Raw genomic sequence first — 21,956 nt, forward strand, 5'->3', positions numbered from 1 at the left:
CGCCGGCGCAGCAGGCTTGCCAGAGCTGCGGCGTGGTGGAATCGGTCCGCCAGGTGCAGGTGCCTGTGAAGGACAATAGCGACCATCTGGTAGGCACCATTGGTGGCGGGGTGGTGGGAGGCGTTGTGGGTAATCAGTTTGGCGGAGGCAGCGGCAAGACGGCCCTGACCGTGTTGGGCGCGGTCGGCGGTGCTTTGGCAGGCCGTGAAGTTGAGCGTAATATCAGACAGCAACAAACGGTGACGCACTATGAACTCACGGTCCGTATGGGCGACGGTAGTGCGCGCCAGTTCCGTAGCGCGCAGCCGTTCGCCTTTGCCTCGGGCGACCGTGTGCGCGTGGAGAATAATCAGCTGCTGCCGGGTTGACCGGCGGCCGGCGGAAACCATCCGTATTTGGGGAGACCTGGCATGAGCGACCAATTCACGAATCCGTTCGTCCTTCCTGGCATGGGACAGAACTCCGACCTGTCGGGCAATCCCCTTCTGGCCAGCATGGAAATGATGCGCCAGGCCTGGGCCGGCCTGACCGGGCCGGGCGGTCTGGCCAGCAGCCTGCCGATGGCGCCTCCCATGAACCTTGAAGACCTGGACCGCCGCATCGCCGAATTGCGTTCGGTGGAAAACTGGCTGCGCATGAACCTGTCGATGCTGTCTTCCACCATCCAGGGCATGGAAGTGCAGCGCTCCACCATCAGCACGCTGCGCGCGTTTGTGGATAGCGCGGCCAACATGGACCTGGGCGCGGTCCGTGACAGCGGCGCGGCGTCTCCGCTGGAAGTGGTGCTGGGCCTGAAACCCGCGCCCAAGGCCGCCGCCAAGCCGCCATCGAATCCGCCGTCAGGGCAAGACAAGGCCCAGCAGGATCCGGACGGCAAGGAGGCGGACGCGTCCGCGGACAAGGCCGGGCCGGAATCGGCCATGCAAGGCATGAGCGAACAGATGGGCGCCGCCGCGCAATCGGCGTCCAAGGCCTGGTGGGACCTGCTGCAGCAGCAGTTCAACCAGATCGCCGCGGCCACCGCGGCGTCCATGCCGGCCAATCCCGCCGCGCCCGGCGCGGACCCGGGGGCGGATGCCAAGGCCAAACCCGGCGAATCCAAGTCCGCCGCGAAGACCGAGGCCAAGGCGTCCAAGCCCGCGGCACGCAAGCCCGCCGCCAAATCTGCGGCCAAGACCGCCAAGAAAACGGGGCCTGCCGACGGCAAGCCCTGACCCTTTTCAATCGACACGCGAGACGGCCGCAAGGCCGCTCGACCGTCCCAACCTTTCCTGGAACTTATGCTTAATGTAGTGATCCTTGCCGCCGGACTGGGCAAACGCATGCAGTCCGACCTTCCCAAAGTGCTGCACACGCTGGCGGGCAAGCCCATGCTGGCCCACGTGCTGGATAGCGCGCGCCAACTGAAGCCGGCGCGCATCATCGTCGTGGTGGGCCATGGCGCCGACCGCGTCAAACAGGCGTTCGACGGCCAGGCCGATCTGCACTTCGTGCTGCAGCAGCCGCAGCAAGGCACCGGCCACGCCGTGCAGCAGGCGGTGCCGCTGCTGCTGGAAGGCGATGGCAAGGACGACGTGACCCTGGTGCTGTATGGCGACGTGCCGCTGGTGCAGCCGGACACGCTGCAACGCCTGCTGGCCGCGCGCGCTTCGGGCGCAGCGGTACTGACCGAAGTGCTGGCGGACTCCACCGGCTATGGCCGCATCGTGCGTGACGCCCAGGGCAACGTGTGCCGCATCGTCGAACACAAGGACGCCTCGGAAGCCGAACACGCCATCAAGGAAGTGAACACCGGCATCCTGACCGCGCCGACCGCCAAGCTGAAAGACTGGCTGACCCGCATCGACAACAAGAACGCCCAGGGCGAGTACTACCTGACCGATGTGGTCGGGCTGGCGGTCGTCGATGGCGTGCCGGTGGGCGCGGCGCAACCCGGCGCGGGCTGGGAAACGCTGGGCGTGAACAGCCGCGTGCAGCAAGCCGAACTGGAACGCCGCTGGCAGGGTGAGCAGGCGCGCCGCCAGCTGGAAGCCGGCGTCACGCTGGCCGATCCGGCGCGCTTCGACGTGCGCGGCACGCTGTCCTGCGGACGCGACGTGTTCATCGACGTGGGCTGCGTGTTCGAAGGCACCGTGACGCTGGCTGATGGCGTGCGCGTGGGCCCGCACTGCGTCCTGCGCGACGTGACCGTCGGCGCGGGCACGCAGATCGAAGCGTTCAGCCATCTGCAGCAGGCTGAAGTGGGCCGCGACGCGCGCGTGGGTCCGTACGCCCGCCTGCGTCCGGGCGCCGAGCTGGGCGACCGCAGCCACGTCGGCAACTTCGTCGAGATCAAGAAGAGCGTGCTGGGCGCCGACAGCAAGGCCAATCACCTGGCCTACATCGGCGACGCTGACATCGGCGAGCGCGTGAATGTGGGCGCCGGCACCATTACCTGCAACTACGACGGCGTCAACAAGCACCGCACCATCATCGAGGACGACGCCTTCATCGGCTCGGATACGCAACTGGTGGCGCCCGTGCGCGTGGGCCGCGGCGCGACCCTGGGCGCCGGCACCACCCTGACCCGCGACGCACCGGCCGACAAGCTGACCGTGTCGCGCGCGAAACAGCTCACCGTTGAGGGTTGGCAGCGTCCGGTCAAGAAGTCGTGATGGCGGAGAACGACGCCGCAAAGGACACGCCCCAGGGCGGCGGCGCCAAACCCGCCCCGCCCGACGGTTTGCCGGCCCCGCGCCGGTACTGGGCGGCGGCCACGGTGATGACGGGCATCAGCCTGTCGGTGCTGGACACCACCATCGCCAACGTGGCCCTGCCCACCATTGCCGTCGATCTGCACGCCTCGCCCGCCGAAGCTGTCTGGGTCGTCAACGCCTACAACCTGGCGGTGGTGATGACGCTGCTGCCGCTGTCGGCGCTGGCCGAGCGCATCGGCTTTCGCCGCATGTTCACCTTCGGCCTGATGCTGTTCACCCTGGCCTCGCTGGGGTGCGCGCTGGCCGGCACGCTGTGGCAGCTGACCGCGGCGCGCGTGTTCCAGGGCGTGGGCGCAGCGACGCTGATGTGCATGTTCGGCGGCCTGGTGCGCAATATCTATCCCCTGAAAATGCTGGGCCGGGGCATCAGCATCAACGCCACCACGGTGGCCGTGATGTCGGTGCTGGGCCCCACCATCGGGTCCGCCATCCTGTCGGTGGCGCCCTGGCCGTGGATCTTCGCGGTAAACCTGCCGATCTGCGTGCTGGCCATGTTCGGCCTGCGCCATCTGCCTGAAGTGCCCCGCAACGACGTGAAGCTGGACTGGGTGAGCGCCCTGCTGTGCATGGCGACGCTGGGCGTTTTCATTTCGGGCGTGGACATGATGGGCCAGGACCTGCTGCGTGGCATCGGGCTGGTGGCGATCGCCTGCGTCGCAGGACTGGTGCTGGTGCGCCGCGTCCGCAAGCAACCGGCGCCGCTGGTGCCGGTGGACCTGCTGCGCATCCGCCCGCTGGCGTTTGCGGTGGGGGCGTCGGCCTGTACCTTCGCGGCGCAGATGGCGTCTTACGTGTCGCTGCCCTTCTATTTCCAGCAGGTGCTGGGCCGGCCGTATCTGGAGGTGGGCATGCTGATGGGCGCCTGGCCCGTGGGCACGGCCATCATCGCCCCGCTGGCGGGCCGCCTGTCCGACCGCTATTCCGCCGCTACCCTGAGCGGCGTGGGGGCGGCGACCATGGTGGCCGGCATGCTGTGGCTGGCGCTGCTGCCTTCTTCGGTGTCGAACTGGCCCATCGTGGCGGGCATGTTCGTGGCGGGGGTGGGCTTCGGCTTTTTCCAGACGCCGAACAACCGCGCCATGCTGTCGGCCGCGCCCCGCTCGCGCAGCGGCGCGGCAGGCGGCTTGCAGGCCACCACCCGGGTCTTCGGCCAGAGCTTCGGCACGGCGTTGGTGGCCATCGCCTTCAGCGTCAGTGTGGCGCATGGCCCCGGACTGGCGCTGGTGTTGGGGACGGTGTGCGCCGCCCTGGCGGTGGTCGTCAACACCGTCCGGTTCAACAAACTGCGGGTCTAGGGCGGTTCCGCCCCTGGCTTGCGGCCGCTTCTATAATGGCGGCCGGCGCCTGGTCCTGAGGCCAGGCGCGCAAGATTCCCTATTTTGAAGGCGTGCAGGCATGAAAATCACGGTCGTGGGTACCGGTTACGTGGGGTTGGTGTCGGGAGCGTGCCTGGCCGACATGGGCAACGACGTCATGTGTCTGGACGTGGACGCGGCGAAGATCGCCCTGTTGCGCCAGGGCGGCATCCCCATCTACGAGCCCGGTCTGGAAGACCTGGTCCGCCGCAACGTGCAGGCGGGCCGCCTGCATTTCACCGACGACGTGGCGCAAAGCGTGGCCTTCGGCGACGTGCAGTTCATCGCCGTGGGTACGCCGCCGGGCGAAGACGGCTCTGCCGACCTGAAGTACGTGCTGGCCGCCGCCCAGAACATCGCGCGGCACATGACGTCCCGCAAGCTGATCGTGGACAAATCCACCGTGCCCGTCGGCACAGCCGACAAGGTGCGCGCGGTGGTGAACAAGGAACTGGCCGCGCGCGGCGTGGAGATCCCGTTCAGCGTGGCCTCCAACCCCGAATTCCTGAAGGAAGGGGCCGCCATCAATGACTTCATGAGCCCGGACCGCGTGGTCGTCGGCGCCGACGACGACTACACCGTCGGCGTGATGCGCCGCATCTACGAACCGTTCCAGCGCACGCACGACCGCCTGATGGTGATGGACGTGCGTTCGGCCGAACTGACGAAGTACGCCGCGAACGCCATGCTGGCCACGCGCATCTCGTTCATGAACGAGATGGCGAACCTGGCCGAAGCGCTGGGCGCGGACATCGAGCAGGTGCGCCGCGGGATCGGCGCCGATCCCCGCATCGGCTACCACTTCCTGTACCCCGGCGCGGGTTACGGCGGTTCCTGCTTCCCCAAGGACGTGCAGGCGCTGGTCAATACCGCTGCCGAAAATTCCCTGCCCATGCGGGTGATCGAAGCTGCCGAAGCCGCCAATCACGCGCAGAAGTTCCGCTTGTCGGAAAAGCTGGTGCAGCGCTACGGCGAAGACCTGCGCGGCCGCAAGATCGCGCTGTGGGGCTTGTCGTTCAAGCCCAACACCGACGATATGCGCGAGGCCCCCAGCTTGACGGTCATCGCCGAACTGACGCGCCGCGGCGCCGACGTGCGGGCCTATGACCCCGTGGCCATGCACGAGGCCGCCCGCGTGCTGGTCGGCCAGCCGGGCATCAGCTTCGCCACCGACATGTACGACGCGCTGGACGGCGCCGACGCGCTCTTGATCGCCACCGAATGGAAGGTCTTCCGCGCGCCGGACTTCGACCGCGTGAAGGCCTTGCTGAAGACGCCGCTGATCATCGACGGCCGCAACCTGTACACGCCGGCCGACGTGCGCGGCCTGGGCTTCGAGTATTCCGGCATCGGGCGCGCATGAAGATCCTGCAACTGAACTTCGAGAAAGGCTGGCGCGGCGGTGAACGGCAGACGCTGTATTGCATGCGCGCCTTCCGCAAGGCGGGCCATGACGTCGAAGTGATGTGCCGCGAGGGCGCGCCGCTGGCCGAACGCGCGCGCCAGGAGGGCTTTGTGGCCCACACCTGCCGCAACGTGCCGGGGCAGCTGGCGTTCCTGGCGGGCGCCAGCCGTTACGACATCATTCACGCGCAGACGGCCAACACCATCACCTGGGCCGTCCTGACCAAATGGCTGCACCGCAGCCCGGTGGCGTTCTCGCGCCGCACGTCGTTCGTGGTCAAGCCGGGCGACGAATGGAAGACCGGTTTCAAGTGGCGCCACGCGAACCTGTTCGTGGCCATCAGCGAGATGGCGGCGAGTGAACCGCGCCGGCTGGGCATCGAACCGGTCATCATCCGCAGCGCCGTCGAGCCGCACGAGATCAACGCCGATAACGTTGCCAACCTGGTGCGCGAGTTCGATCTGGCCGGCAAGAAGGTCATGGCAACGTCTGCTGCGCTGATCCGCGACAAGGACCCCGTGACGCTGGTGCGTGCGGTGGGGGAACTGGCCAAGACGCGCCGCGACTTCGTCTTCCTGCACTTCGGCGCCGGCGGCGACCGCGAGCAGCAGGCCAAGGACGAGGCGAAAAAGCTTGGCATCGAAGACATTTACCGTTTCGCCGGGTTCCGCAAGGGCGTCGAAGACTTCTACAGCATCCTCGACGTGTTCGTCATGAGCTCAGAGGAAGAAGCGCTGGGCAGCAGCGTGCTGGACGCCTTCCTGCAACGCGTGCCGGTGGTCTCCACCGACGCGGGCGGCTTGAAGGAAAGCCTGGCTGACGGCCGCGGCGTGCTGGTTGCGGTGGGCGATCACCAGGCCATGGCGGCCGGCATGGCCCGCTGCCTGGACGACGCGGCCTTCCGCTACGAGGTCACCGAGCGCGCTTATGCGTACGTGAAGAGCGAGCACGACGTCCAGGAGATGGGCAACCGTTACCTGGCGCAGTTCCAGCGCCTGCTGGGCCGCCAGTAGGCGGCACCCGCCGCGGCATCACCCCCGCACGTCGATCCGCGTCTCGAACTTGGCGCGGTGCACCGAAAAGAACGTGCGCACATTGCGCACGTTGGCCTGGGCGGTAAAGGCCCGGTGCACCAGCGCGTGATAGGCCGGCATGTCCTTGACCTGCGCGATCACCACGAAATCCGGCCCCGGCGACACCCGGTAGCACTGCAGCACCGCGGGTTCGGCCAGCATGCTTTGCTCGAACGCATCCAGGCTTTCCGCCGCCTGCACGTCCAACGTGATCTCCACGATCGCCGTCAGCGTGCTGCCCAGTTTCTCGGCGGCCAGGATGGCGACCTGCCGGTCGATCACGCCCTCGTCCACCAGCCGCCGCACGCGCCGCAGGCAGGTCGGGGGCGACGCATGCACGCGCGCGGCCAGATCCTGATTGGTCAGCGCGCTGTCTTCTTGTAACTGTTCAAGAATGCGCCGGTCGAGATCATCCAGTTCCGGTAGCGAAATCGGCATGTTTTGCATGATTAATTCAAAATCGTGGTCTGGAAGAAAGATTATTTAATCACAATTATGTAAGTGAATTAACTTCCATTTTTAGCCACATAAAGAAATCAAATTTCTTCGCGGGTCGCGCACAATGCGTCGGTACACGAACTTAGCGGAGTCTCTCCTATGTGCGGCATTGTTGGCGCCGTCGCCCAGCGCGACATCACCCCGATCCTGGTTGAAGGCCTGAAGCGGCTGGAATACCGTGGCTACGACTCCTGCGGCGTCGCCGTCTACGCCGACGGCCATCTGCGCCGCACGCGCAGCACGCAGCGCGTGGCTGAATTGGCCGAGCAGGTTGCCGAGGACAAGGTCCAAGGCTTCACCGGCATCGCCCACACTCGCTGGGCCACGCACGGCGTGCCGGCCACGCACAACGCCCATCCGCATTTCTCGCGCCTGGGCAACGACGAGCCGCGCATTGCGCTGGTCCACAACGGCATCATCGAAAACCACGACGAACTGCGCGCCGAGCTGCAGGCCGTCGGCTACGTGTTTGAAAGCCAGACCGACACCGAAGTCATCGCGCACCTGGTGAACCACCTGTACGCCGGCGACCTGTTCGAAGCCGTGCAAAACGCCGTGCGCCGCCTGCATGGCGCCTACGCCATCGCCGTGTTCTGCCGCGACGAACCGCACCGCGTGGTCGGTGCGCGCCAAGGCTCGCCGCTGGTGGTGGGCGTGGGCCAGAACGAGAATTTCCTGGCCTCCGACGCGCTGGCCCTGGCCGGCACGACCGACCAGATCATCTACCTGGAAGACGGCGACGTCGTCGACCTGCAGCTGTCGCGTGTGTGGATCGTGGATGCTAACGGCAAGAACGTGGACCGCGAAGTCCACACGGTGCACGTGCACACCGGCGCCGCCGAACTCGGCCCGTACCGCCACTACATGCAGAAGGAAATCTTCGAGCAGCCGCGCGCCGTCGGCGATACGCTGCAAGACATCGAAGCCATCACGCCCGAGCTGTTCGGCGATGATGCCTTCAAGATTTTCAAGGACATCGATTCGCTCCTGATCCTGGCTTGCGGCACCAGCTACTACGCGGGCCTGACCGCCAAGTACTGGATCGAGTCCATCGCCAAGATCCCCGTCGCTGTCGAAATCGCCAGCGAATACCGCTACCGCGACAGCGTGCCCAACCCGCGTTCGCTGGTCGTGACCATTTCGCAGTCCGGTGAAACGGCCGACACGCTGGCAGCGCTGAAGCACGCCCGCTCGCTGGGCATGGAAAACACGCTGACCATCTGCAACGTGTCCACCAGCGCGATGGTGCGCGAGTGCAAGCTGTCTTACATCACGCGTGCCGGCGTTGAAATCGGCGTGGCGTCGACCAAGGCCTTCACTACGCAGCTGACCGCCCTGTTCCTCTTGACGCTGACGCTGGCGCAAGTGCGCGGCCGCCTGACCGACGAGCAGGAAGCCGAGCACCTGAAGGCGCTGCGCCACCTGCCGGTGGCCATCGGTTCGGTGCTGGCGCTGGAACCGCAGATCATGGCGTGGGCCGACCGCTTCGCCTCCAAGGAAAACGCGTTGTTCCTGGGCCGCGGCATGCACTATCCGATCGCGCTGGAAGGCGCGCTGAAGCTGAAGGAAATCAGCTACATCCACGCCGAAGCCTATCCGGCCGGCGAACTGAAGCACGGCCCGCTGGCGCTGGTGACGGAGCACATGCCCGTTGTGACCATCGCGCCCAAGGACGAGCTGCTGGAAAAGCTGAAGTCCAACATGCAGGAAGTGCGCGCGCGCGGCGGCGAGCTCTACGTCTTTGCCGACGCCGACAGCAAGATCCAGAGCGCCGAAGGCATGCACGTGATCCGCATGCCGGAGAACTACGGCAAGCTGTCGCCGATCCTGCACACGATCCCGCTGCAACTGCTGTCGTACCACACGGCCTGCGCACGCGGCACCGACGTGGACAAGCCGCGCAACCTGGCCAAGAGCGTGACGGTGGAGTGATGTAAGCAACGAAAGGGGTGATCCTCGGGCGACCTAGACTGATTCATCTGTGTGAGACAAACAGTAGATGTCAGACCAAATTGGGGTCTCCCGGTAGGCACGTACTTCCGCAGCATTTAGCACGTCGCCGTCGCAGGCGGCCACTGCGCCGATCTCGTAGCCGTTGATGACGTAGATCCAGTCGGCCGCCTGGTCCATGCCGCCGCGAATCTGTTGCTCCGTCGTCGCGGCGATTGGCGGTGTCTGTGTCATAAGCAGGTGTGCGCCCGATATTCCCGGTTGCATGGAAACGGCCGCGGCATGCGCCTTCAGATATGCCCGCAAATCGTCTTGCGCTCCTGGGCGTGGCGCCAGACGGATCGTCAGTGCGTATCTGGCCAATCCGCCGCCCGTGCTCTCAAGCACCCGGCATTGGCTGCGGATCATGTTGCGATGCTGTGGCATCAGGGTCGTCGACCAGGGTGTTGGACGATTAAGCCGGTTCAGATAGGCCGGTGAAACCAGCGTTTCGTAGGCGTCCAGCTCGTACAGGACGAAGAACCCTTCGCCCCCCCGCGCGCTGACCCAACGCGAACCTCGCAAGAACCCAGGCACGCTCATCCGTTCCGGAAAGTGTTCGTGGGAATGCCAGTCTTCGAATTCGGCGCGCCAGGCCGGCGCTATGTCCCACCACATGGCGATGGCGGCGTTTCCAAGGAGCGCCATGATCAGCGCTTGGCCCGCAGCGTGGAAAGTTGGGTCGCAGTCTGCTGCATCACTTCCGGGCCGATTTCTCCCGCAAACTTGTCGACCACGGGCTTTACGGCTTCGCGTAGCCGGGCGACCTCATCGGGGTTCAGACCATTGACCTGCATAACCTTCCTCAGGTCGTCGATAGCCACGGCTTCCTTCGCCTGCGAGATCTTACGTTCCTGCGCCTTGGCCTCGGCGGCCGCATCCAGGATGATTTGGCGCTCGGCCTGTGTCATGCCGTCCCACGTCTTCTTGCTCATCAAGAACGGCATGCCCGTGTAGATATGGCGGGTGAGTGACAGATATTTCTGCACCTCTGCGAACTTGGCGGACTGGATGACGCCAACGGGATTGTCCTGCCCATCAATCGCCTTGGATTCCAAGGCGCCATAGACTTCGCCAAAAGTCATCGGGACCGGGTTGGAGCCCAAGCTCTTGAACATCTCGATATAGACCGGCGCGGCGATCACGCGGATTTTCAAGCCCTGAAAGTCTCGCACCGTTGAAATCGGGTGCTTGCTGTTGGTCATGTTGCGAAAGCCCAGGTCCCAGATGCCCAGCCCGATCAGGCCGTGATCGGCCAATCCGCCCAGCAGACGCTGTCCGACGGGGCCGTCGGACACCGCGTAGGCTTCTTGCGCATCGTTGAACAGGAACGGCAGGTCGAACACCATGAATCGCTTGTCGATGCCGGCCAGCAGGCCCGTCGCCATTGAGGTGAAATCCAGCGTGCCGCCGCGCACCGCCGAGAGGTTCTGGGGGTCTCCGCCCAGCACCGCGTTGGCATAGATCGACACCTTCATCTTGCCGCCACTTTTCTCGGCGACGAGATCAGCGAATGTCTGCGCGCCCTGGCCTAGTGGATGATCCTGCGCCAGGCTGAACGCGAATTTCAACGTACGCGTCTTGATGTCCTGTGCGGCCGCCGTGCCCATCAGCGTCAGGCTCGTCAAGAGGGATGCGGCGGCCGTTGCAGCAAAGCGAACCGGCGATTGTTTCGTCTTCATCTCCAACCCCTTTTCTCCAATTGATGGTGGCAAGTGGCCCGCATCCAGCGACAGCCGCAGCAGACCTTATCGTTGAATATTCGGCTGCGAGCATAGGGCATAATTTTGAATGCCGTTCAAAAATTGAGTGAATTCAAAATTTGAATAACGGCGTGACATCCTCGGGAGACGGCGATGAGCGGAGCAATCGAAAAAACACTGGCGTTGCTTGAGTATCTGGCGAACCATCCCGACGGCGTCGCGCTTGCCAACATTGCCGACGACCTGAACCAGTTGCGCAGCGGATGCCATCGCACGCTGCACGAATTGATGAAGTACGGCTATGTGCGACAGACGCCGGTTCGGGGGGAATACGCGCTTACGACGAAGCTGGCGTCGATGGGACTGAGCTTTCTGAGCCGATCAGGGGTGGTCGACATTGCGCAACCCGTCATCGACCGTTTGGCCTTGGCCACCGGAGAACTGGTGCGGCTGGCGATCGTTGACGGCAAGCGGCTGACATTGGTAGCTAAAGCTCAGGGCGCGAAATCGGGCCTGCTCTACGACCCCGACATGGGCATAGATCTGCGTCTGTCATGCAGCGCGGCGGGCCATGCCTGGTTGATGACCTTGCCCGAGGATCAAGCCATTGCGTATGTCACCGGGCAAGGGCTCGGCAAACCACGTGACTTCGGACCAAACGCGCCTACGTCGATACGCGCGCTGCTGGCCAGCCTGGACGGCCACCGCCGGCGCGGGTACAGCATCCTGCAAGACGTGTATGCCGCGGGCATGAGCGCGATGGCCGCGCCTGTGCGCCATCCTGGCCAACAAAGCACCGGCATCCTGGTTGTGGCCGGCCCTTCGCAACGACTGACGCTCAAGGCGATGGAGAAATTCGGACCCGCCTTGTTGCGCGCCGCAAGCGAGCTGGCGCAAGCCGGAGACGCGTCGCCGTTGCTGCGGTCGGCCCGGGTGGGGACGTGGGGCAATGGTCCTGCGGAAGGTGCGGCAGGCAGCGCTCCCGCGCCGTAATTCAATGGCCGATTTCTTCGGCGAAGATTTCCGCGGCCGTGTGGAACGCTGAGTTGGCCGCGGGCACGCCACAGTAGATGGCCGATTGCAGCAGCACTTCCTTCACCTCGTCCAACGTGACGCCGTTGTTGGCGGCGGCGCGCAGATGCAGCTTGAGTTCGGTCTCGCGGTTCAAGGCGATCATCGTTGCAATCACGAGCAGGCTGCGCGTGTGGCGTGGCAGCCCCGGACGCGTCCAGATTTCGCCCCAGGCATAGCGCGTGATCAGATCCTGGAATTCGCGATTCAAGTTTGTCGATGACGCCAGCGAGCGGCTGACGTGCGCTTCACCCAGGACTTCGGTACGCACCGCCAGCCCCTGCTCGAATCGTTCGTGCTCATTCATGCTTGTCTCCTCTGCTTACTGGGGGGATGTCTCGTCGCCGGCATTGCGGCCTTGCATGGGAAAGCGGGTGCGGAACATGGGCGATGCCAGACTGGCCAGCGCCAGCTCGCCTGCTGCGGCCAGCAAATCCGGCCCCAATTCAAGCATGCGCGCTTCGGTCAGACGCATGGCGGGGCCCGCGATACTCAGCACGCCGATGGCGTCTTCGCCTTTACGCTGCACCGGCGCCGCCATGGCAGTCATGCCCGGCGCGAACACTTCATTGATCATTGCGTAGCCGCGCTTGCGGCCGGCATGCAATATCTTGGTCAAGGCAGAAATCGTGGTCGGGGCATTGGGACCGTATTCCTCGGGCGTGCCGAAGCCTTGCCGCGAGACCAGATCCAGCGCTCGTTCATCGGACATCGTCAACATCCAGGCGTGTCCCGAAGCGCTGCACGACAGCCTGGCGTCCGAACCCATTTCCGGGTCATAGCGCAGGCCGTGACGTGCGCCTTGCGCCTTGGCGACCCAGGTAAGCCGTTCGTTGTCCACGATTGCCAGGCGCACGAGTTCGCCCGAGATGTCCGCAAGGCGATCCACCAGTGGCTGGGCGATATCGACAATGCCGGTTGCGGCCAGATAACTCAGGCCAATAGACGCCACGCGAGCGGTGAGCGCGTAATCACCGTGATCGCGAATCTGCCGCACATAGCCGCAACGGCATAAATCGGTCAATAGACGGTGGGCGGCGCTTTGTGGAATCTCCAGCTGCTGGGCAAGGGATGCGAGCGGAACACCTTCTGGTCGGGAAGAGAGGTGCTCCATGACGGCAAGCGCGCGTTCGAGTATTCCGGCCATGACATCTCAAGAAGTGGGTGGATGATGGATGATAACCCTAGGTGGAAAAGTATTCCACTCGGAATTACATTCCACTACCGAGTCTTGCAAGACATCGAGAACATTCCAAAAAAACCCGGAAGGAGACAACGATGAAGACCCACATTTTCCGTTTGGCTTTGATAGGCGCCCTATGCTCCGCGGCCATGACGGCTACGGCGCAAGACATCCAGGAACGCACGATCCGGTTCGGCCATTTGAACAATACCGACCACCCAGTCAGCGCCGGCGTACAGAAGTTTGCAGAGCTGGTATCCGCCAAGAGCGGCGGGAAGATGAAGGTCAAGGAGTTCCCGGCGTCGCAATTGGGCAATGAAATGCAGCAGCAGTCGGGCTTACAAGGCGGCGTGCAGGAAATGTCGGCACCCGCGTCGACGTCACTGGCAGGCATCGTCAAGGAATTCGGGCTGATCGACTTGCCCTTTTCCGTGACCGACTTTGGCCAGGCAGACGCACTGCTGGACGGCCCGTTGGGTAAAGCACTGACCGCCAAACTGCCCGAAAAGGGCCTGGTTGCATTGGGCTTCTGGGATCTGGGCTTTCGCAATGTCACTAACTCCAAGCATGCCATTACCAAGCCGGAAGATCTGGCGGGCTTGAAGATCCGCGTCATTCCCAACCCGGTCTTCCTGGACACCTTCAAGGCGTTCAAGGCCAACCCCGTCCCCATGCCGTTCGCGGAACTGTACGGTGCCCTGGAATCCAAGGCCGTGGACGGCCAGGAGAATCCGTACTCGGTGATCCTGTCGAACAAGTTCTACGAGGTGCAGAAGTACGTCAGCGCCACCAACCATGTCTATGCCGCGAACATCGTGCTGGTCAGCAAGAAGTTCTGGGACAAGCTGTCGCCCGCCGAGCAGCGCATCATGAATGAAGCTGCCGATGAAGCGCGTGTCTACCAGCGCAAGGTCAGTCGCGAAGCGGCGCAGAAGGCCGTGGCTGAACTGCAGGCCAAGGGGATCCAATACAACACGATCGAGCCGGCCGAAAAGGCCCGTATGCAGCAGGTTGTGAAGCCGGTCATCGAGCACTTCACCGGCAGCTACGATCCCGCGGTCGTCAAGCTGTACAACGACGAACTCGCCCGCCTTCGCAAGTAAACGCACCGGCCATCCATCATGAAGATACTTGTTCTGCACGGCCCGAACCTCAACCTGTTTGGCCGCCGCGAGCCGCACATCTATGGCACCACCACATTGGCGGAAATCAACCAGCGACTGGCCGCGTTGGCTGGCGAGCTGGGCGTCGAGCTCGACACGGTGCAATCGAACCACGAGGGTGCGTTGATCGATTTCCTGCACGAGAACATCGATACCGCGCAGGGGGCCCTGGTGAATCCGGCCGGCCTGACCCAGCACGGCGTGCCGCTACACGACGCGATCAAGGCCATGCCTTTTCCCACCCTGGAAGTGCATATGTCGAACATCGCGGCGCGTGAGACGTGGCGCGCGCATTCGATCATCTCGCCCGCCGTGCGTGGCACCGTGCAGGGCTTGGGGCCGCATTCCTATCTGACGGCGCTGCGCGGCCTGGTCGATATCGTTCGGGAAGCGCAGGCATGACGCGGCCGCACCATCATCCGGTTCTTAAAGAGGACGCGCCATGGTCTTCATAGACAGATTCATTGAAGTTATCTGCCGCGTGCTTGAACTGGCCATCGCGTTGCTGCTGGCGGCGATGGTGGTGCTGGTTTTCGGCAATGTCGTCGCGCGCTATGGCTTCAATTCGGGTATCACGCTGTCGGAAGAGATCTCGCGCTGGATGTTCATCTGGCTGACGTTTCTGGGCGCCGTCATCGCGTTGAAAGAACGAGGACACCTGGGCATGGACATGGTGGTTGCCAAGCTGCCGACGGCGGGCAAGAAAATCTGCCTGGTGGTGGGGCAGGTCATCATGCTGTACATCGTGGGTCTGATGTTCAAGGGCAGCTGGGAACAAGCCGTGATCAATGCGGACGTCAGCGCGCCGGTCAGCGGTTTGCCGATGGCCATCGTCTATGCGTCGGGCCTGGTGTTCTCAGCCTTAGCCGGCCTGATTATTGCGCTGGACCTCTATCGCGTTCTTACCGGCAAGCTGCATGAGCGAGACCTGATCATGGTCCAGGAGTCCGAAGAAGCGGTGCAGCTCAAGCAGATTCTGGATGACGCCCAACAGGGCGCGCCGGGGAGAGGCGCATGACGATCGCCGTTTTTATTGGATCGCTGCTGGGCGTCATGGCGCTGGGCGTGCCGATCGCCTTTGCGCTGCTGGCCAGCGGCGTGGCGCTCATGTGGCACCTGGACATTTTCGATTCGCAGATTCTGGCGCAGAACGTCATCGGCGGCGCGGACAGTTTTCCGTTGTTGGCCGTGCCATTCTTCATGCTGGCCGGCGAAATCATGAACGTCGGGGGGCTGTCGCGCCGCATCGTCGACCTGGCGCTCGCGTTGGTGGGGCATGTCAAAGGCGGTCTGGGCTACGTCACCATCATGGCGGGCTGCCTGCTGTCGGCATTGTCCGGCTCCGCGGTGGCCGACGCCGCGGCACTGACCGCCCTGTTGCTGCCCATGATGGTCAGCGCCGGGCATAAGAAGGAAACGGCGGGGGGCCTGATTGCGGCAACCGGCGTCATCGGCCCAGTGATTCCGCCCAGCATCGGCTTGGTCATCTTTGGCGTAGCGGCCAACGTGTCCATCTCCAAGCTGTTCATGGCGGCCATCGTTCCCGGGCTGATGATCGGTGGTTCCTTGTGGCTGACGTGGGCCTGGCTTGTCCGTCGGGAAAAGGTTGTGCCGCCGCCACGCAAATCGGCGCAGGAGATTGCCACGGCGTTTCGCAAGGCGTTATGGGCGCTGATGCTGCCGGTCATTATCCTGGTCGGCCTGCGCATGGGCGTCTTCACGCCGACGGAGGCCGCCGTCGTTGCGGCGGCGTATGCCTTGTTCGTGTCGACGTTGGTCTACCGGGAATTGAAGTTCAACCAGCTGTACGCGGTGTTCGTCTCGGCGGCCAAGACCAGCGCCATCGTCATGTTCCTGATTGCTGCCGCGATGGTCAGCGCCTGGCTCATCACAGTGGCCGACCTGCCCGCAAAAGTGGTGGACTTGCTGCAGCCTTTCATGGGCAACAAGATCCTGCTGATGGCCGCCATCATGGTGTTGGTCATGGTTGTGGGCACCGCCATGGACATGACGCCCACCATCCTGATCCTGACGCCTGTGCTGATGCCACTGGTACGCGCAGCCGGCATCGACCCGGTGTACTTCGGTGTGCTGTTCATCATTAACAACTCTATTGGCCTGGTCACGCCACCCGTAGGTACCGTCCTTAATGTGGTGGCGGGCGTGGGGAAGATGAAGATGGACGACGTCACTCGCGGCGTAGTGCCGTTCATGGTGGCGGAGTTCCTGATCATGTTCCTGATGGTGGCCTTCCCAGCCCTGGTGATCGTTCCCGCCCGGTGGTTCGGCGGTTGACGCTCGGCTCGTTCGCGCCGCCGGGGCGGATAACCGAGTCCGGCGGCCCCCTCAAGGAGATTTGCCGCAATGTCCCATCTTGCTCAATACCGGCGTCCGTTCTGGGATACCCAGCCGGCATACCGCTTCGATCCCTACGGTTCGACCCAACTGCGTTCACCCAACGAGCCGTTGATCATCGTTCCGCAAACCCTGTCCGAAATCACCGGCCCGGCGTTCGGCGGAGCGTTCGTCAAACAAGGCGACAACGACCTGACATGCATCGCCAACGCTGACGCCATTGGTGAACGGATCATTGTGTCTGGGCGCGTGTTGGACGAGAACGGCCGGCCCGTTCCTGATGCGCTGATCGAGATTTGGCAAGCCAACGCCGCCGGACGATATCTGCATAAGCGCGACCAGCACGACGCGCCGCTGGACCCGAATTTCAGCGGTGAGGGCCGCACGGTTACCGACGCGGACGGCCGCTATCAGTTCAAGACGATCAAGCCCGGCGCATACCCGTGGGGCAACCATTACAACGGATGGCGCCCGCAGCACATCCATTTTTCCTTGTTCGGCCGCGCCTACGCCACACGCCTGGTCACGCAGATGTATTTCCCGGGCGACCCGCTGCTGGAGTTCGACCCCATCTTTCAATGTGTTCCGGACGTGAAGGCGCGCAACCGGCTGATCGCCACGCTCGATTGGGAGACCACCGTGCCCGAATACGCGCTGGGCTACCGGTTCGACATTGTGCTGCGCGGTCGCAACGCCACTCCCATGGAGTAATGCATGCTCTATCCCACTACTTCGCAAACCGTCGGCCCGTATCTGCATATTGGCCTGTCTGGATTGAACTGTGCGGACCTGACTGCCGGCCGGTCCGACCTGGGCGCGCCCGCCGTCGTGATTGAAGGTCGCGTCACCGATGGACAGGGCAACCCCGTGCCCGACGGCATGATCGAAATCTGGCAGGCCGACGCGCGCGGCGTGTACCAGCATCCGGACGACCCCAGTTATTCCGCCACCGATGCAGCGCGGTCCAGCTTCACGGGCTTTGGCCGTGTGCCGACCGAACCTGACGGCACCTTCCGCTTGACCACGATCAAACCCGGCCGCGTGGCTGGCCCCGGCGGCACGCTGCAAGCGCCGCATCTGGTCGTGTCGCTGTTCATGCGCGGCCTGCTCAAGCATCTGTCCACGCGAATGTACTTCCCCGACGAAGCACAGGCCAATGAGCAGGATTGGATTCTGCATCGGGTGCCTGCCGCGCGGCGCGCAACGCTCGTCGCGCAGCAGTCGGACATTGGCGTGCTGCGCTGGAATGTCGCGCTGCAAGGCGCCGGTGAGACTGTCTTCTTCGATATCTGACAGCGGCCACAGTCGCTCCGAACCATGACGATACTCTCTGGCCTGACCGAACAGATCTATTCCGATCCCGACATCATGGGCCTGTTCTCCAGCACGGGAACACTCAGGCAGATGCTGCGGGTGGAAGCGGCATTGGCGCGGGCAGAGGCGGGCTGCGGCGTCATCCCCGAGAGCGCCGCCCGCAGCATCCATGACGTCTGCCACGGCGAGAATATCGACGGCCTCCTGGACGTGGGGGAAATCGCGGCCGCGTCGGTGCTTGCTGGCAACATCGCCATCCCCTTCGTCAAGCAACTGACCGCTGCCGTGCGCAAGGCAGATCCCGAGGCGGCGCGTTATGTGCACTGGGGCGCGACCAGCCAAGACGTCCTGGACACTGCGCTGGTCTTGCAGCTGCAACAGGTTGTCGCCCAGATCGACCAGGATCTGGGTGCGGCGCAAGCAGCATGCGCACGGTTGACGGCGGCGCATCGCGACACGATCATGGTTGGCCGCACGTGGTTGCAACACGCGCTGCCCACCACTTTTGGACGGAAGACGGCGGGTTGGCTAGAGGCCTTGGCGCGCGCGCAGCATCGCCTGCGGCAAGACGCCCCACAAATCGCCCTGCTTCAATTTGGCGGCGCTGCCGGCACGCTGGCCAGCCTGGCCGACGCTGCCCCCGCCGTTGCCAGCGCCTTCGCAAAAGAGTTGGGCCTGGCGCTGCCAGATATGCCATGGCACACGCACCGCGACCGATTGGCCGATATGGCGGCGACGCTGGGCATACTGACTGGCACGCTGGGCAAGATCGCCCGCGATGTGTCGTTGATGGCGCAGACCGAGGTGGGCGAACTGTCCGAACCTGGCGGCCGGGGACGCGGCGGCTCAAGCACCATGCCGCATAAACGCAATCCCGTCGCCAGCGCTGCCATTCTGGCCGCTGCCACCCGTGTGCCGCCGCTGGTGTCGACGCTGCTGTCCGCCATGGTGCAGGAACACGAACGCGCGTTGGGCGGCTGGCAGGCGGAATGGGACGTCTTGCCACAAATCTGCGCATTGACCGGTGGTGCGCTACGCCACCTAGTGGGCATGCTGGACGGCCTTGAGGTCCACCCCGCCAGAATGGCGCGCAATCTTGACGCGACAAACGGATTGATACTTGCCGAAGCGTATGCGCTTGCTCTGGGCGCTCGAATCGGCCGCTTGGAGGCGCACGAACTGATCGAACGGGCATCGCAGGAAGCAGCGCGCAGGAACTGCTCGCTAAAAATAAGCGTGAGGGAGGTGTTAGCCAAGCATGAAGAGACCCGGGAGTTGCTCAGCGACCACGACCTCGACCACCTCGGCGATCCCGCGAACTACGTGGGCGAGGCGTACTCAGTTTGCGACCGCGTGCTAGCGAGTTGGACCGCATCGCAAGACTAGGACTCCGCTCTGCCAGCGGCATGTCTCCGTACGAATTGAAGGGGCTATTCCGAATTACCCAGGTCTTCGACAGCGTTCGGTGAGGTCATCGGCTCACCACAGGTAGGGGTTGTCTTTGAACACCTTCCTGGCCTGCCGGTAGGCATAGGCCAAGGCGCCCAGCGCCGCCAGGATCAACAGCCAGCCGTTGCGCTTTTTGCCCTGCTTGTTGGCCAGGACACTCTGGTACTGGGCAGTCGGATCCGCCAGCCATGTGCCGTCCTGGCGCAGGCCGTAAACCCCGATCCGCGTGAACACACTGGCCATCTTCCCGTGGTATTCGTTGGCCAGGTTGGCCGCCGGGTCGCGATCGATCAGCAGGTCCAGGCGGATGGGCGGTTCGAATGTGTAGCGGGCGGTCGCGCCGCGCACCTCCAATGCCGCACCGGGGTACGCGTTGGAATAGAGGCAGCGCGGGCTGCGCCAACTCGTCTGGCTGCCGACCCGGATCCGGTCCGAATACGGGCATTCGGCGACCTTGTCCACCTGCATCGTCACGCTGTGCAGGGACGCCGGGTCGGGAGGCAGGATGAGACCGTCCGCCGCGTCAAAGCTCAGCCAGGAGGCATACAGCAGCGCCGCCGCGGCAAGCGCGGCCTGGATCGGACGCTTGAAGCGCGATTTGCCGATGGTCCACGCCTCGCTCACGGGGCCGGCCCTTCTTTTTGTACTGCCGGCCTCATGGGAATCCTCGGTGTCGGGTTAGAGGGTGGGTTGCCTGCCACGGGTTGGCCATCCCCTTAATGGGCAGCCCCTGGATTGGCTTCGCGGGTGCATGCTAGCGAATTTCAGGGGGCGCGATTGGCCGCTATTAAACATAAGGTTGATCGATGTTTCAAATTAAGAGGCGATCCCGGGCGTGGCGCTCAAATGCGGATTGCCTCGCGGCCCAGGATCGGTTCCGATTTGCGCGGCACAAGGCGAATAATGCGGGGAGATCCCGGTCATTTACGCCGCTATACCCCCGGGTAATTAATAAATAATGCGCGGTAGGGTATTATGTCTTTTCAGTTTGGTTAAACAAAAATAAGAAAAACGCTTTTTCATATTTACTAACAACTCAGCCGCCTGGTTGTGTTGCTGTTTGTGTAATGAATGTAATTATTTGAGGGAAATCCCGGGTTTATTACGGGCATCTCTGATTTATTTCCACAGCAATAAAAATTTTTAGAAAAAAGTTTGCTGTCGGGGACCTCTACCATTCGTTGGCTCGTCTCGCCCCACGTATTAAGGGGTATCGAGCTGTAATTATTTTTAAGCAATACGTCCGCCCAACTAGCACAAAGTTATTTCGATTTCACGTCGATAACTTGTCGCTGGGCGTCAATTTCTAGTGTCTGCGACACGATGAAGACAGTGAGGTCCCCCGTGGTAAAGAGAATCGCAGTGTGTGGCCTTGGATATGTCGGCCTGCCCGTAGCCGTCGCATTTTCCAAGCGCTTTGATGTCATCGGCTTCGATGTGGACAAGCGGCGAATCGCACGACTGAAAGAGGGTGATGACTGGACAGGCGAGATCGAACGCGACGTATTGCTGGCTTCCCCGATGCAGTTCACCGACCAGGTGACGGAACTGGAAGGCTGCGACTTTTTCGTCGTCGCCGTGCCCACGCCGGTCGACGAGAAAAACAACCCCGATTTTTCTTTGCTGGTCCGGGCGTGCCGCTCGATCGGCCCCGTGCTGCGCCCGGGATGCATCGTGGTTTTCGAATCCACCGTCCACCCTGGCGCCACCGAGGAAATCTGCGGACCGGAGCTGGAAAAAGTATCCGGCCTGCGCTGCGGTGTCGACTTCAAGCTGGGCTACAGCCCCGAACGGATCAACCCGGGCGATCGCGAGCATCCGCTTGAGAAGATCGTCAAGATCGTGTCGGGCCAGGATGAGCAATCCCTGGAAATCATCGCCGGCGTCTACGAAAAGATCATCGACGCGGGCGTGCACCGTGCCTCGTCCATCAAGGTGGCCGAAGCGGCGAAGGTGCTTGAGAACACCCAGCGCGACATCAACATCGCGTTGATGAACGAAATGTCGAAGATCTGCGACCTGGTCGGCATCCGCACGTCGGAAGTGCTGGCCGCCGCAGGCACCAAGTGGAACTTCCTGAAGTTCACGCCCGGGCTCGTGGGCGGGCACTGCATCGGCGTGGATCCCTACTACCTGACGTCCAAGGCGCAGGAACTGGGCTACCACCCCGAGGTCATCCTGTCGGGCCGCCGCATCAACGACGGCATGGCGACCCACGTCGCCTCGCGCGTGGTCCAGACCCTGGCCCGTAACGGCCGCCTGAACGCGTCGACGCGCGTCGGCATCCTGGGGATGACGTTCAAGGAGAACGTCCCCGACATCCGCAATTCGAAGGTCGTGGACCTATACAACGCCCTGGGCAAGTACGGCATTACGCCGGTGGCGTGCGATCCGATGGCCGACGCCGACCAGATGGAACACGAGTACGGAATCAAGCTTGTGAAGCGCGACGAATTCCGGGACATGGATGTGCTGATTCTGGCAGTTCCGCACCGCGAAACCATGGACTCCATCTGGGAAGACATGCCGCAGCTGGTCAAGAGCGGGGGCATGGTGTGCGACCTGAAGTCCGTGCTTGACAGCAAACGTCTGCAATCCGACCTCTTGTACTGGACTCTCTAAGTTCGGTCTCGCGATCCATC

At 63.4% G+C, this 21,956-nt stretch carries 22 protein-coding genes; 16 read left to right on the forward strand and 6 right to left on the reverse strand.

From position 1 onward, the window contains the following. From AC27VE_RS07025 to AC27VE_RS07050, 6 genes are all read left to right on the forward strand, one after another. On the forward strand, positions 1 to 368 hold a 368-nt coding region (locus AC27VE_RS07025), incomplete at its 5' end, for a glycine zipper 2TM domain-containing protein (protein WP_488703406.1). A 42-nt stretch (positions 369 to 410) separates the two neighbouring features. Further along, positions 411 to 1,214 (forward strand): PhaM family polyhydroxyalkanoate granule multifunctional regulatory protein, encoded by an 804-nt coding sequence (locus AC27VE_RS07030; RefSeq protein ID WP_488703407.1) that lies wholly within the window; start codon positions 411 to 413, stop codon positions 1,212 to 1,214. Between the two features lie 66 nt (positions 1,215 to 1,280). Then, positions 1,281 to 2,654 carry a bifunctional UDP-N-acetylglucosamine diphosphorylase/glucosamine-1-phosphate N-acetyltransferase GlmU gene (gene glmU, locus AC27VE_RS07035; RefSeq protein ID WP_315134560.1) on the forward strand — a complete coding sequence of 458 codons (1,374 nt, stop codon included), beginning with the start codon at positions 1,281 to 1,283 and terminating at the stop codon, positions 2,652 to 2,654. After that, positions 2,654 to 4,051, forward strand: coding sequence for an MFS transporter (locus tag AC27VE_RS07040; protein WP_427958501.1), 1,398 nt, complete (start codon positions 2,654 to 2,656; stop codon positions 4,049 to 4,051). Before glmU ends, AC27VE_RS07040 begins: the two co-directional genes overlap by 1 nt. 100 nt (positions 4,052 to 4,151) lie before the next feature. Then, positions 4,152 to 5,474, forward strand: a complete 1,323-nt coding sequence (locus AC27VE_RS07045; protein WP_006226718.1) for a UDP-glucose dehydrogenase family protein — start codon at positions 4,152 to 4,154, stop codon at positions 5,472 to 5,474. After that, the gene (locus tag AC27VE_RS07050) at positions 5,471 to 6,529 is read left to right on the forward strand and encodes a glycosyltransferase family 4 protein (RefSeq protein ID WP_488703408.1); all 1,059 of its coding nucleotides are present in this window, start codon (positions 5,471 to 5,473) and stop codon (positions 6,527 to 6,529) included. The genes AC27VE_RS07045 and AC27VE_RS07050 overlap by 4 nt, the downstream gene beginning before the upstream one ends. Positions 6,530 to 6,547: 18 nt before the next feature. On the opposite strand, the gene AC27VE_RS07055 is transcribed toward AC27VE_RS07050, so the two are convergent. Beyond that, positions 6,548 to 7,036 (reverse strand): Lrp/AsnC family transcriptional regulator, encoded by a 489-nt coding sequence (locus tag AC27VE_RS07055; protein WP_006226720.1) that lies wholly within the window; start codon positions 7,034 to 7,036, stop codon positions 6,548 to 6,550. Between the two features lie 150 nt (positions 7,037 to 7,186). Between AC27VE_RS07055 and glmS the strand changes: the two genes are divergently transcribed. After that, complete coding sequence (gene glmS / locus AC27VE_RS07060; RefSeq protein ID WP_088589723.1) at positions 7,187 to 9,019, forward strand: glutamine--fructose-6-phosphate transaminase (isomerizing); 1,833 nt, start codon at positions 7,187 to 7,189, stop codon at positions 9,017 to 9,019. Between the two features lie 33 nt (positions 9,020 to 9,052). Here glmS and AC27VE_RS07065 read toward each other — a convergent pair whose 3' ends face one another. Beyond that, positions 9,053 to 9,724, reverse strand: a complete 672-nt coding sequence (locus AC27VE_RS07065; protein ID WP_488703409.1) for a hypothetical protein — start codon at positions 9,722 to 9,724, stop codon at positions 9,053 to 9,055. A gap of 2 nt (positions 9,725 to 9,726) precedes the next feature. Next, on the reverse strand, positions 9,727 to 10,686 hold the full coding sequence (locus AC27VE_RS07070; RefSeq protein ID WP_488703410.1) for a TRAP transporter substrate-binding protein: 960 nt from the start codon (positions 10,684 to 10,686) through the stop codon (positions 9,727 to 9,729). A gap of 246 nt (positions 10,687 to 10,932) precedes the next feature. Between AC27VE_RS07070 and AC27VE_RS07075 the strand changes: the two genes are divergently transcribed. Beyond that, entirely contained in the window at positions 10,933 to 11,772 is an 840-nt protein-coding gene (locus AC27VE_RS07075) for an IclR family transcriptional regulator (RefSeq protein ID WP_315134662.1), read from the forward strand. Position 11,773: 1 nt separating this feature from the next. Here AC27VE_RS07075 and pcaC read toward each other — a convergent pair whose 3' ends face one another. Together pcaC and AC27VE_RS07085 are read right to left on the reverse strand one after the other, a co-directional pair. Continuing rightward, a complete protein-coding gene (pcaC, locus tag AC27VE_RS07080) occupies positions 11,774 to 12,157 on the reverse strand; it encodes a 4-carboxymuconolactone decarboxylase (protein WP_315134665.1) in 384 nt (127 codons plus the stop codon). 15 nt (positions 12,158 to 12,172) lie between these two features. Further along, the gene (locus AC27VE_RS07085; protein WP_315134668.1) at positions 12,173 to 12,997 is read right to left on the reverse strand and encodes an IclR family transcriptional regulator; all 825 of its coding nucleotides are present in this window, start codon (positions 12,995 to 12,997) and stop codon (positions 12,173 to 12,175) included. Between the two features lie 131 nt (positions 12,998 to 13,128). On the opposite strand from AC27VE_RS07085, the gene AC27VE_RS07090 reads away from it, so the two are divergent. From AC27VE_RS07090 to AC27VE_RS07120, 7 genes are all read left to right on the forward strand, one after another. After that, positions 13,129 to 14,136, forward strand: coding sequence for a TRAP transporter substrate-binding protein (locus AC27VE_RS07090; RefSeq protein ID WP_488703411.1), 1,008 nt, complete (start codon positions 13,129 to 13,131; stop codon positions 14,134 to 14,136). An 18-nt stretch (positions 14,137 to 14,154) separates the two neighbouring features. Continuing rightward, positions 14,155 to 14,598 carry a type II 3-dehydroquinate dehydratase gene (locus AC27VE_RS07095; protein ID WP_315134672.1) on the forward strand — a complete coding sequence of 148 codons (444 nt, stop codon included), beginning with the start codon at positions 14,155 to 14,157 and terminating at the stop codon, positions 14,596 to 14,598. Positions 14,599 to 14,638: 40 nt separating this feature from the next. Continuing rightward, complete coding sequence (locus tag AC27VE_RS07100; RefSeq protein ID WP_488703412.1) at positions 14,639 to 15,214, forward strand: TRAP transporter small permease; 576 nt, start codon at positions 14,639 to 14,641, stop codon at positions 15,212 to 15,214. Then, positions 15,211 to 16,491, forward strand: coding sequence for a TRAP transporter large permease subunit (locus tag AC27VE_RS07105; protein WP_488703413.1), 1,281 nt, complete (start codon positions 15,211 to 15,213; stop codon positions 16,489 to 16,491). The genes AC27VE_RS07100 and AC27VE_RS07105 overlap by 4 nt, the downstream gene beginning before the upstream one ends. Positions 16,492 to 16,560: 69 nt before the next feature. Beyond that, positions 16,561 to 17,262 (forward strand): protocatechuate 3,4-dioxygenase subunit beta, encoded by a 702-nt coding sequence (gene pcaH, locus AC27VE_RS07110; RefSeq protein ID WP_488703414.1) that lies wholly within the window; start codon positions 16,561 to 16,563, stop codon positions 17,260 to 17,262. Positions 17,263 to 17,265: 3 nt separating this feature from the next. Next, positions 17,266 to 17,844, forward strand: a complete 579-nt coding sequence (gene pcaG, locus AC27VE_RS07115; RefSeq protein ID WP_488703415.1) for a protocatechuate 3,4-dioxygenase subunit alpha — start codon at positions 17,266 to 17,268, stop codon at positions 17,842 to 17,844. A 24-nt stretch (positions 17,845 to 17,868) separates the two neighbouring features. Continuing rightward, entirely contained in the window at positions 17,869 to 19,251 is a 1,383-nt protein-coding gene (locus AC27VE_RS07120) for a 3-carboxy-cis,cis-muconate cycloisomerase (RefSeq protein WP_488703416.1), read from the forward strand. 93 nt (positions 19,252 to 19,344) lie between these two features. Here AC27VE_RS07120 and AC27VE_RS07125 read toward each other — a convergent pair whose 3' ends face one another. Continuing rightward, positions 19,345 to 19,938, reverse strand: coding sequence for a hypothetical protein (locus AC27VE_RS07125; RefSeq protein WP_488703417.1), 594 nt, complete (start codon positions 19,936 to 19,938; stop codon positions 19,345 to 19,347). 738 nt (positions 19,939 to 20,676) lie between these two features. Here AC27VE_RS07125 and AC27VE_RS07130 point away from each other — a divergent pair. Then, on the forward strand, positions 20,677 to 21,936 hold the full coding sequence (locus AC27VE_RS07130) for a nucleotide sugar dehydrogenase (RefSeq protein ID WP_488703418.1): 1,260 nt from the start codon (positions 20,677 to 20,679) through the stop codon (positions 21,934 to 21,936). Positions 21,937 to 21,956: the final 20 nt, after the last annotated feature.

This window comes from Achromobacter sp. 18P8.1.1, assembly GCF_057799415.1.

Excerpts from the sequence above, each read along its gene's own strand:
- AC27VE_RS07030 (WP_488703407.1), top strand. The coding sequence starts at position 411 with ATGAGCGACCAATTCACGAATCCGTTCGTCCTTCCTGGCATGGGACAG.
- glmU (WP_315134560.1), top strand. The coding sequence starts at position 1,281 with ATGCTTAATGTAGTGATCCTTGCCGCCGGACTGGGCAAACGCATGCAG.
- AC27VE_RS07040 (WP_427958501.1), top strand. The coding sequence starts at position 2,654 with ATGGCGGAGAACGACGCCGCAAAGGACACGCCCCAGGGCGGCGGCGCC.
- AC27VE_RS07045 (WP_006226718.1), top strand. The coding sequence starts at position 4,152 with ATGAAAATCACGGTCGTGGGTACCGGTTACGTGGGGTTGGTGTCGGGA.
- AC27VE_RS07050 (WP_488703408.1), top strand. The coding sequence starts at position 5,471 with ATGAAGATCCTGCAACTGAACTTCGAGAAAGGCTGGCGCGGCGGTGAA.
- AC27VE_RS07055 (WP_006226720.1), bottom strand. The coding sequence starts at position 7,036 with ATGCAAAACATGCCGATTTCGCTACCGGAACTGGATGATCTCGACCGG.
- glmS (WP_088589723.1), top strand. The coding sequence starts at position 7,187 with ATGTGCGGCATTGTTGGCGCCGTCGCCCAGCGCGACATCACCCCGATC.
- AC27VE_RS07065 (WP_488703409.1), bottom strand. The coding sequence starts at position 9,724 with ATGGCGCTCCTTGGAAACGCCGCCATCGCCATGTGGTGGGACATAGCG.
- AC27VE_RS07070 (WP_488703410.1), bottom strand. The coding sequence starts at position 10,686 with ATGGGCACGGCGGCCGCACAGGACATCAAGACGCGTACGTTGAAATTC.
- AC27VE_RS07075 (WP_315134662.1), top strand. The coding sequence starts at position 10,933 with ATGAGCGGAGCAATCGAAAAAACACTGGCGTTGCTTGAGTATCTGGCG.
- pcaC (WP_315134665.1), bottom strand. The coding sequence starts at position 12,157 with ATGAATGAGCACGAACGATTCGAGCAGGGGCTGGCGGTGCGTACCGAA.
- AC27VE_RS07085 (WP_315134668.1), bottom strand. The coding sequence starts at position 12,997 with ATGGCCGGAATACTCGAACGCGCGCTTGCCGTCATGGAGCACCTCTCT.
- AC27VE_RS07090 (WP_488703411.1), top strand. The coding sequence starts at position 13,129 with ATGAAGACCCACATTTTCCGTTTGGCTTTGATAGGCGCCCTATGCTCC.
- AC27VE_RS07095 (WP_315134672.1), top strand. The coding sequence starts at position 14,155 with ATGAAGATACTTGTTCTGCACGGCCCGAACCTCAACCTGTTTGGCCGC.
- AC27VE_RS07100 (WP_488703412.1), top strand. The coding sequence starts at position 14,639 with ATGGTCTTCATAGACAGATTCATTGAAGTTATCTGCCGCGTGCTTGAA.
- AC27VE_RS07105 (WP_488703413.1), top strand. The coding sequence starts at position 15,211 with ATGACGATCGCCGTTTTTATTGGATCGCTGCTGGGCGTCATGGCGCTG.
- pcaH (WP_488703414.1), top strand. The coding sequence starts at position 16,561 with ATGTCCCATCTTGCTCAATACCGGCGTCCGTTCTGGGATACCCAGCCG.
- pcaG (WP_488703415.1), top strand. The coding sequence starts at position 17,266 with ATGCTCTATCCCACTACTTCGCAAACCGTCGGCCCGTATCTGCATATT.
- AC27VE_RS07120 (WP_488703416.1), top strand. The coding sequence starts at position 17,869 with ATGACGATACTCTCTGGCCTGACCGAACAGATCTATTCCGATCCCGAC.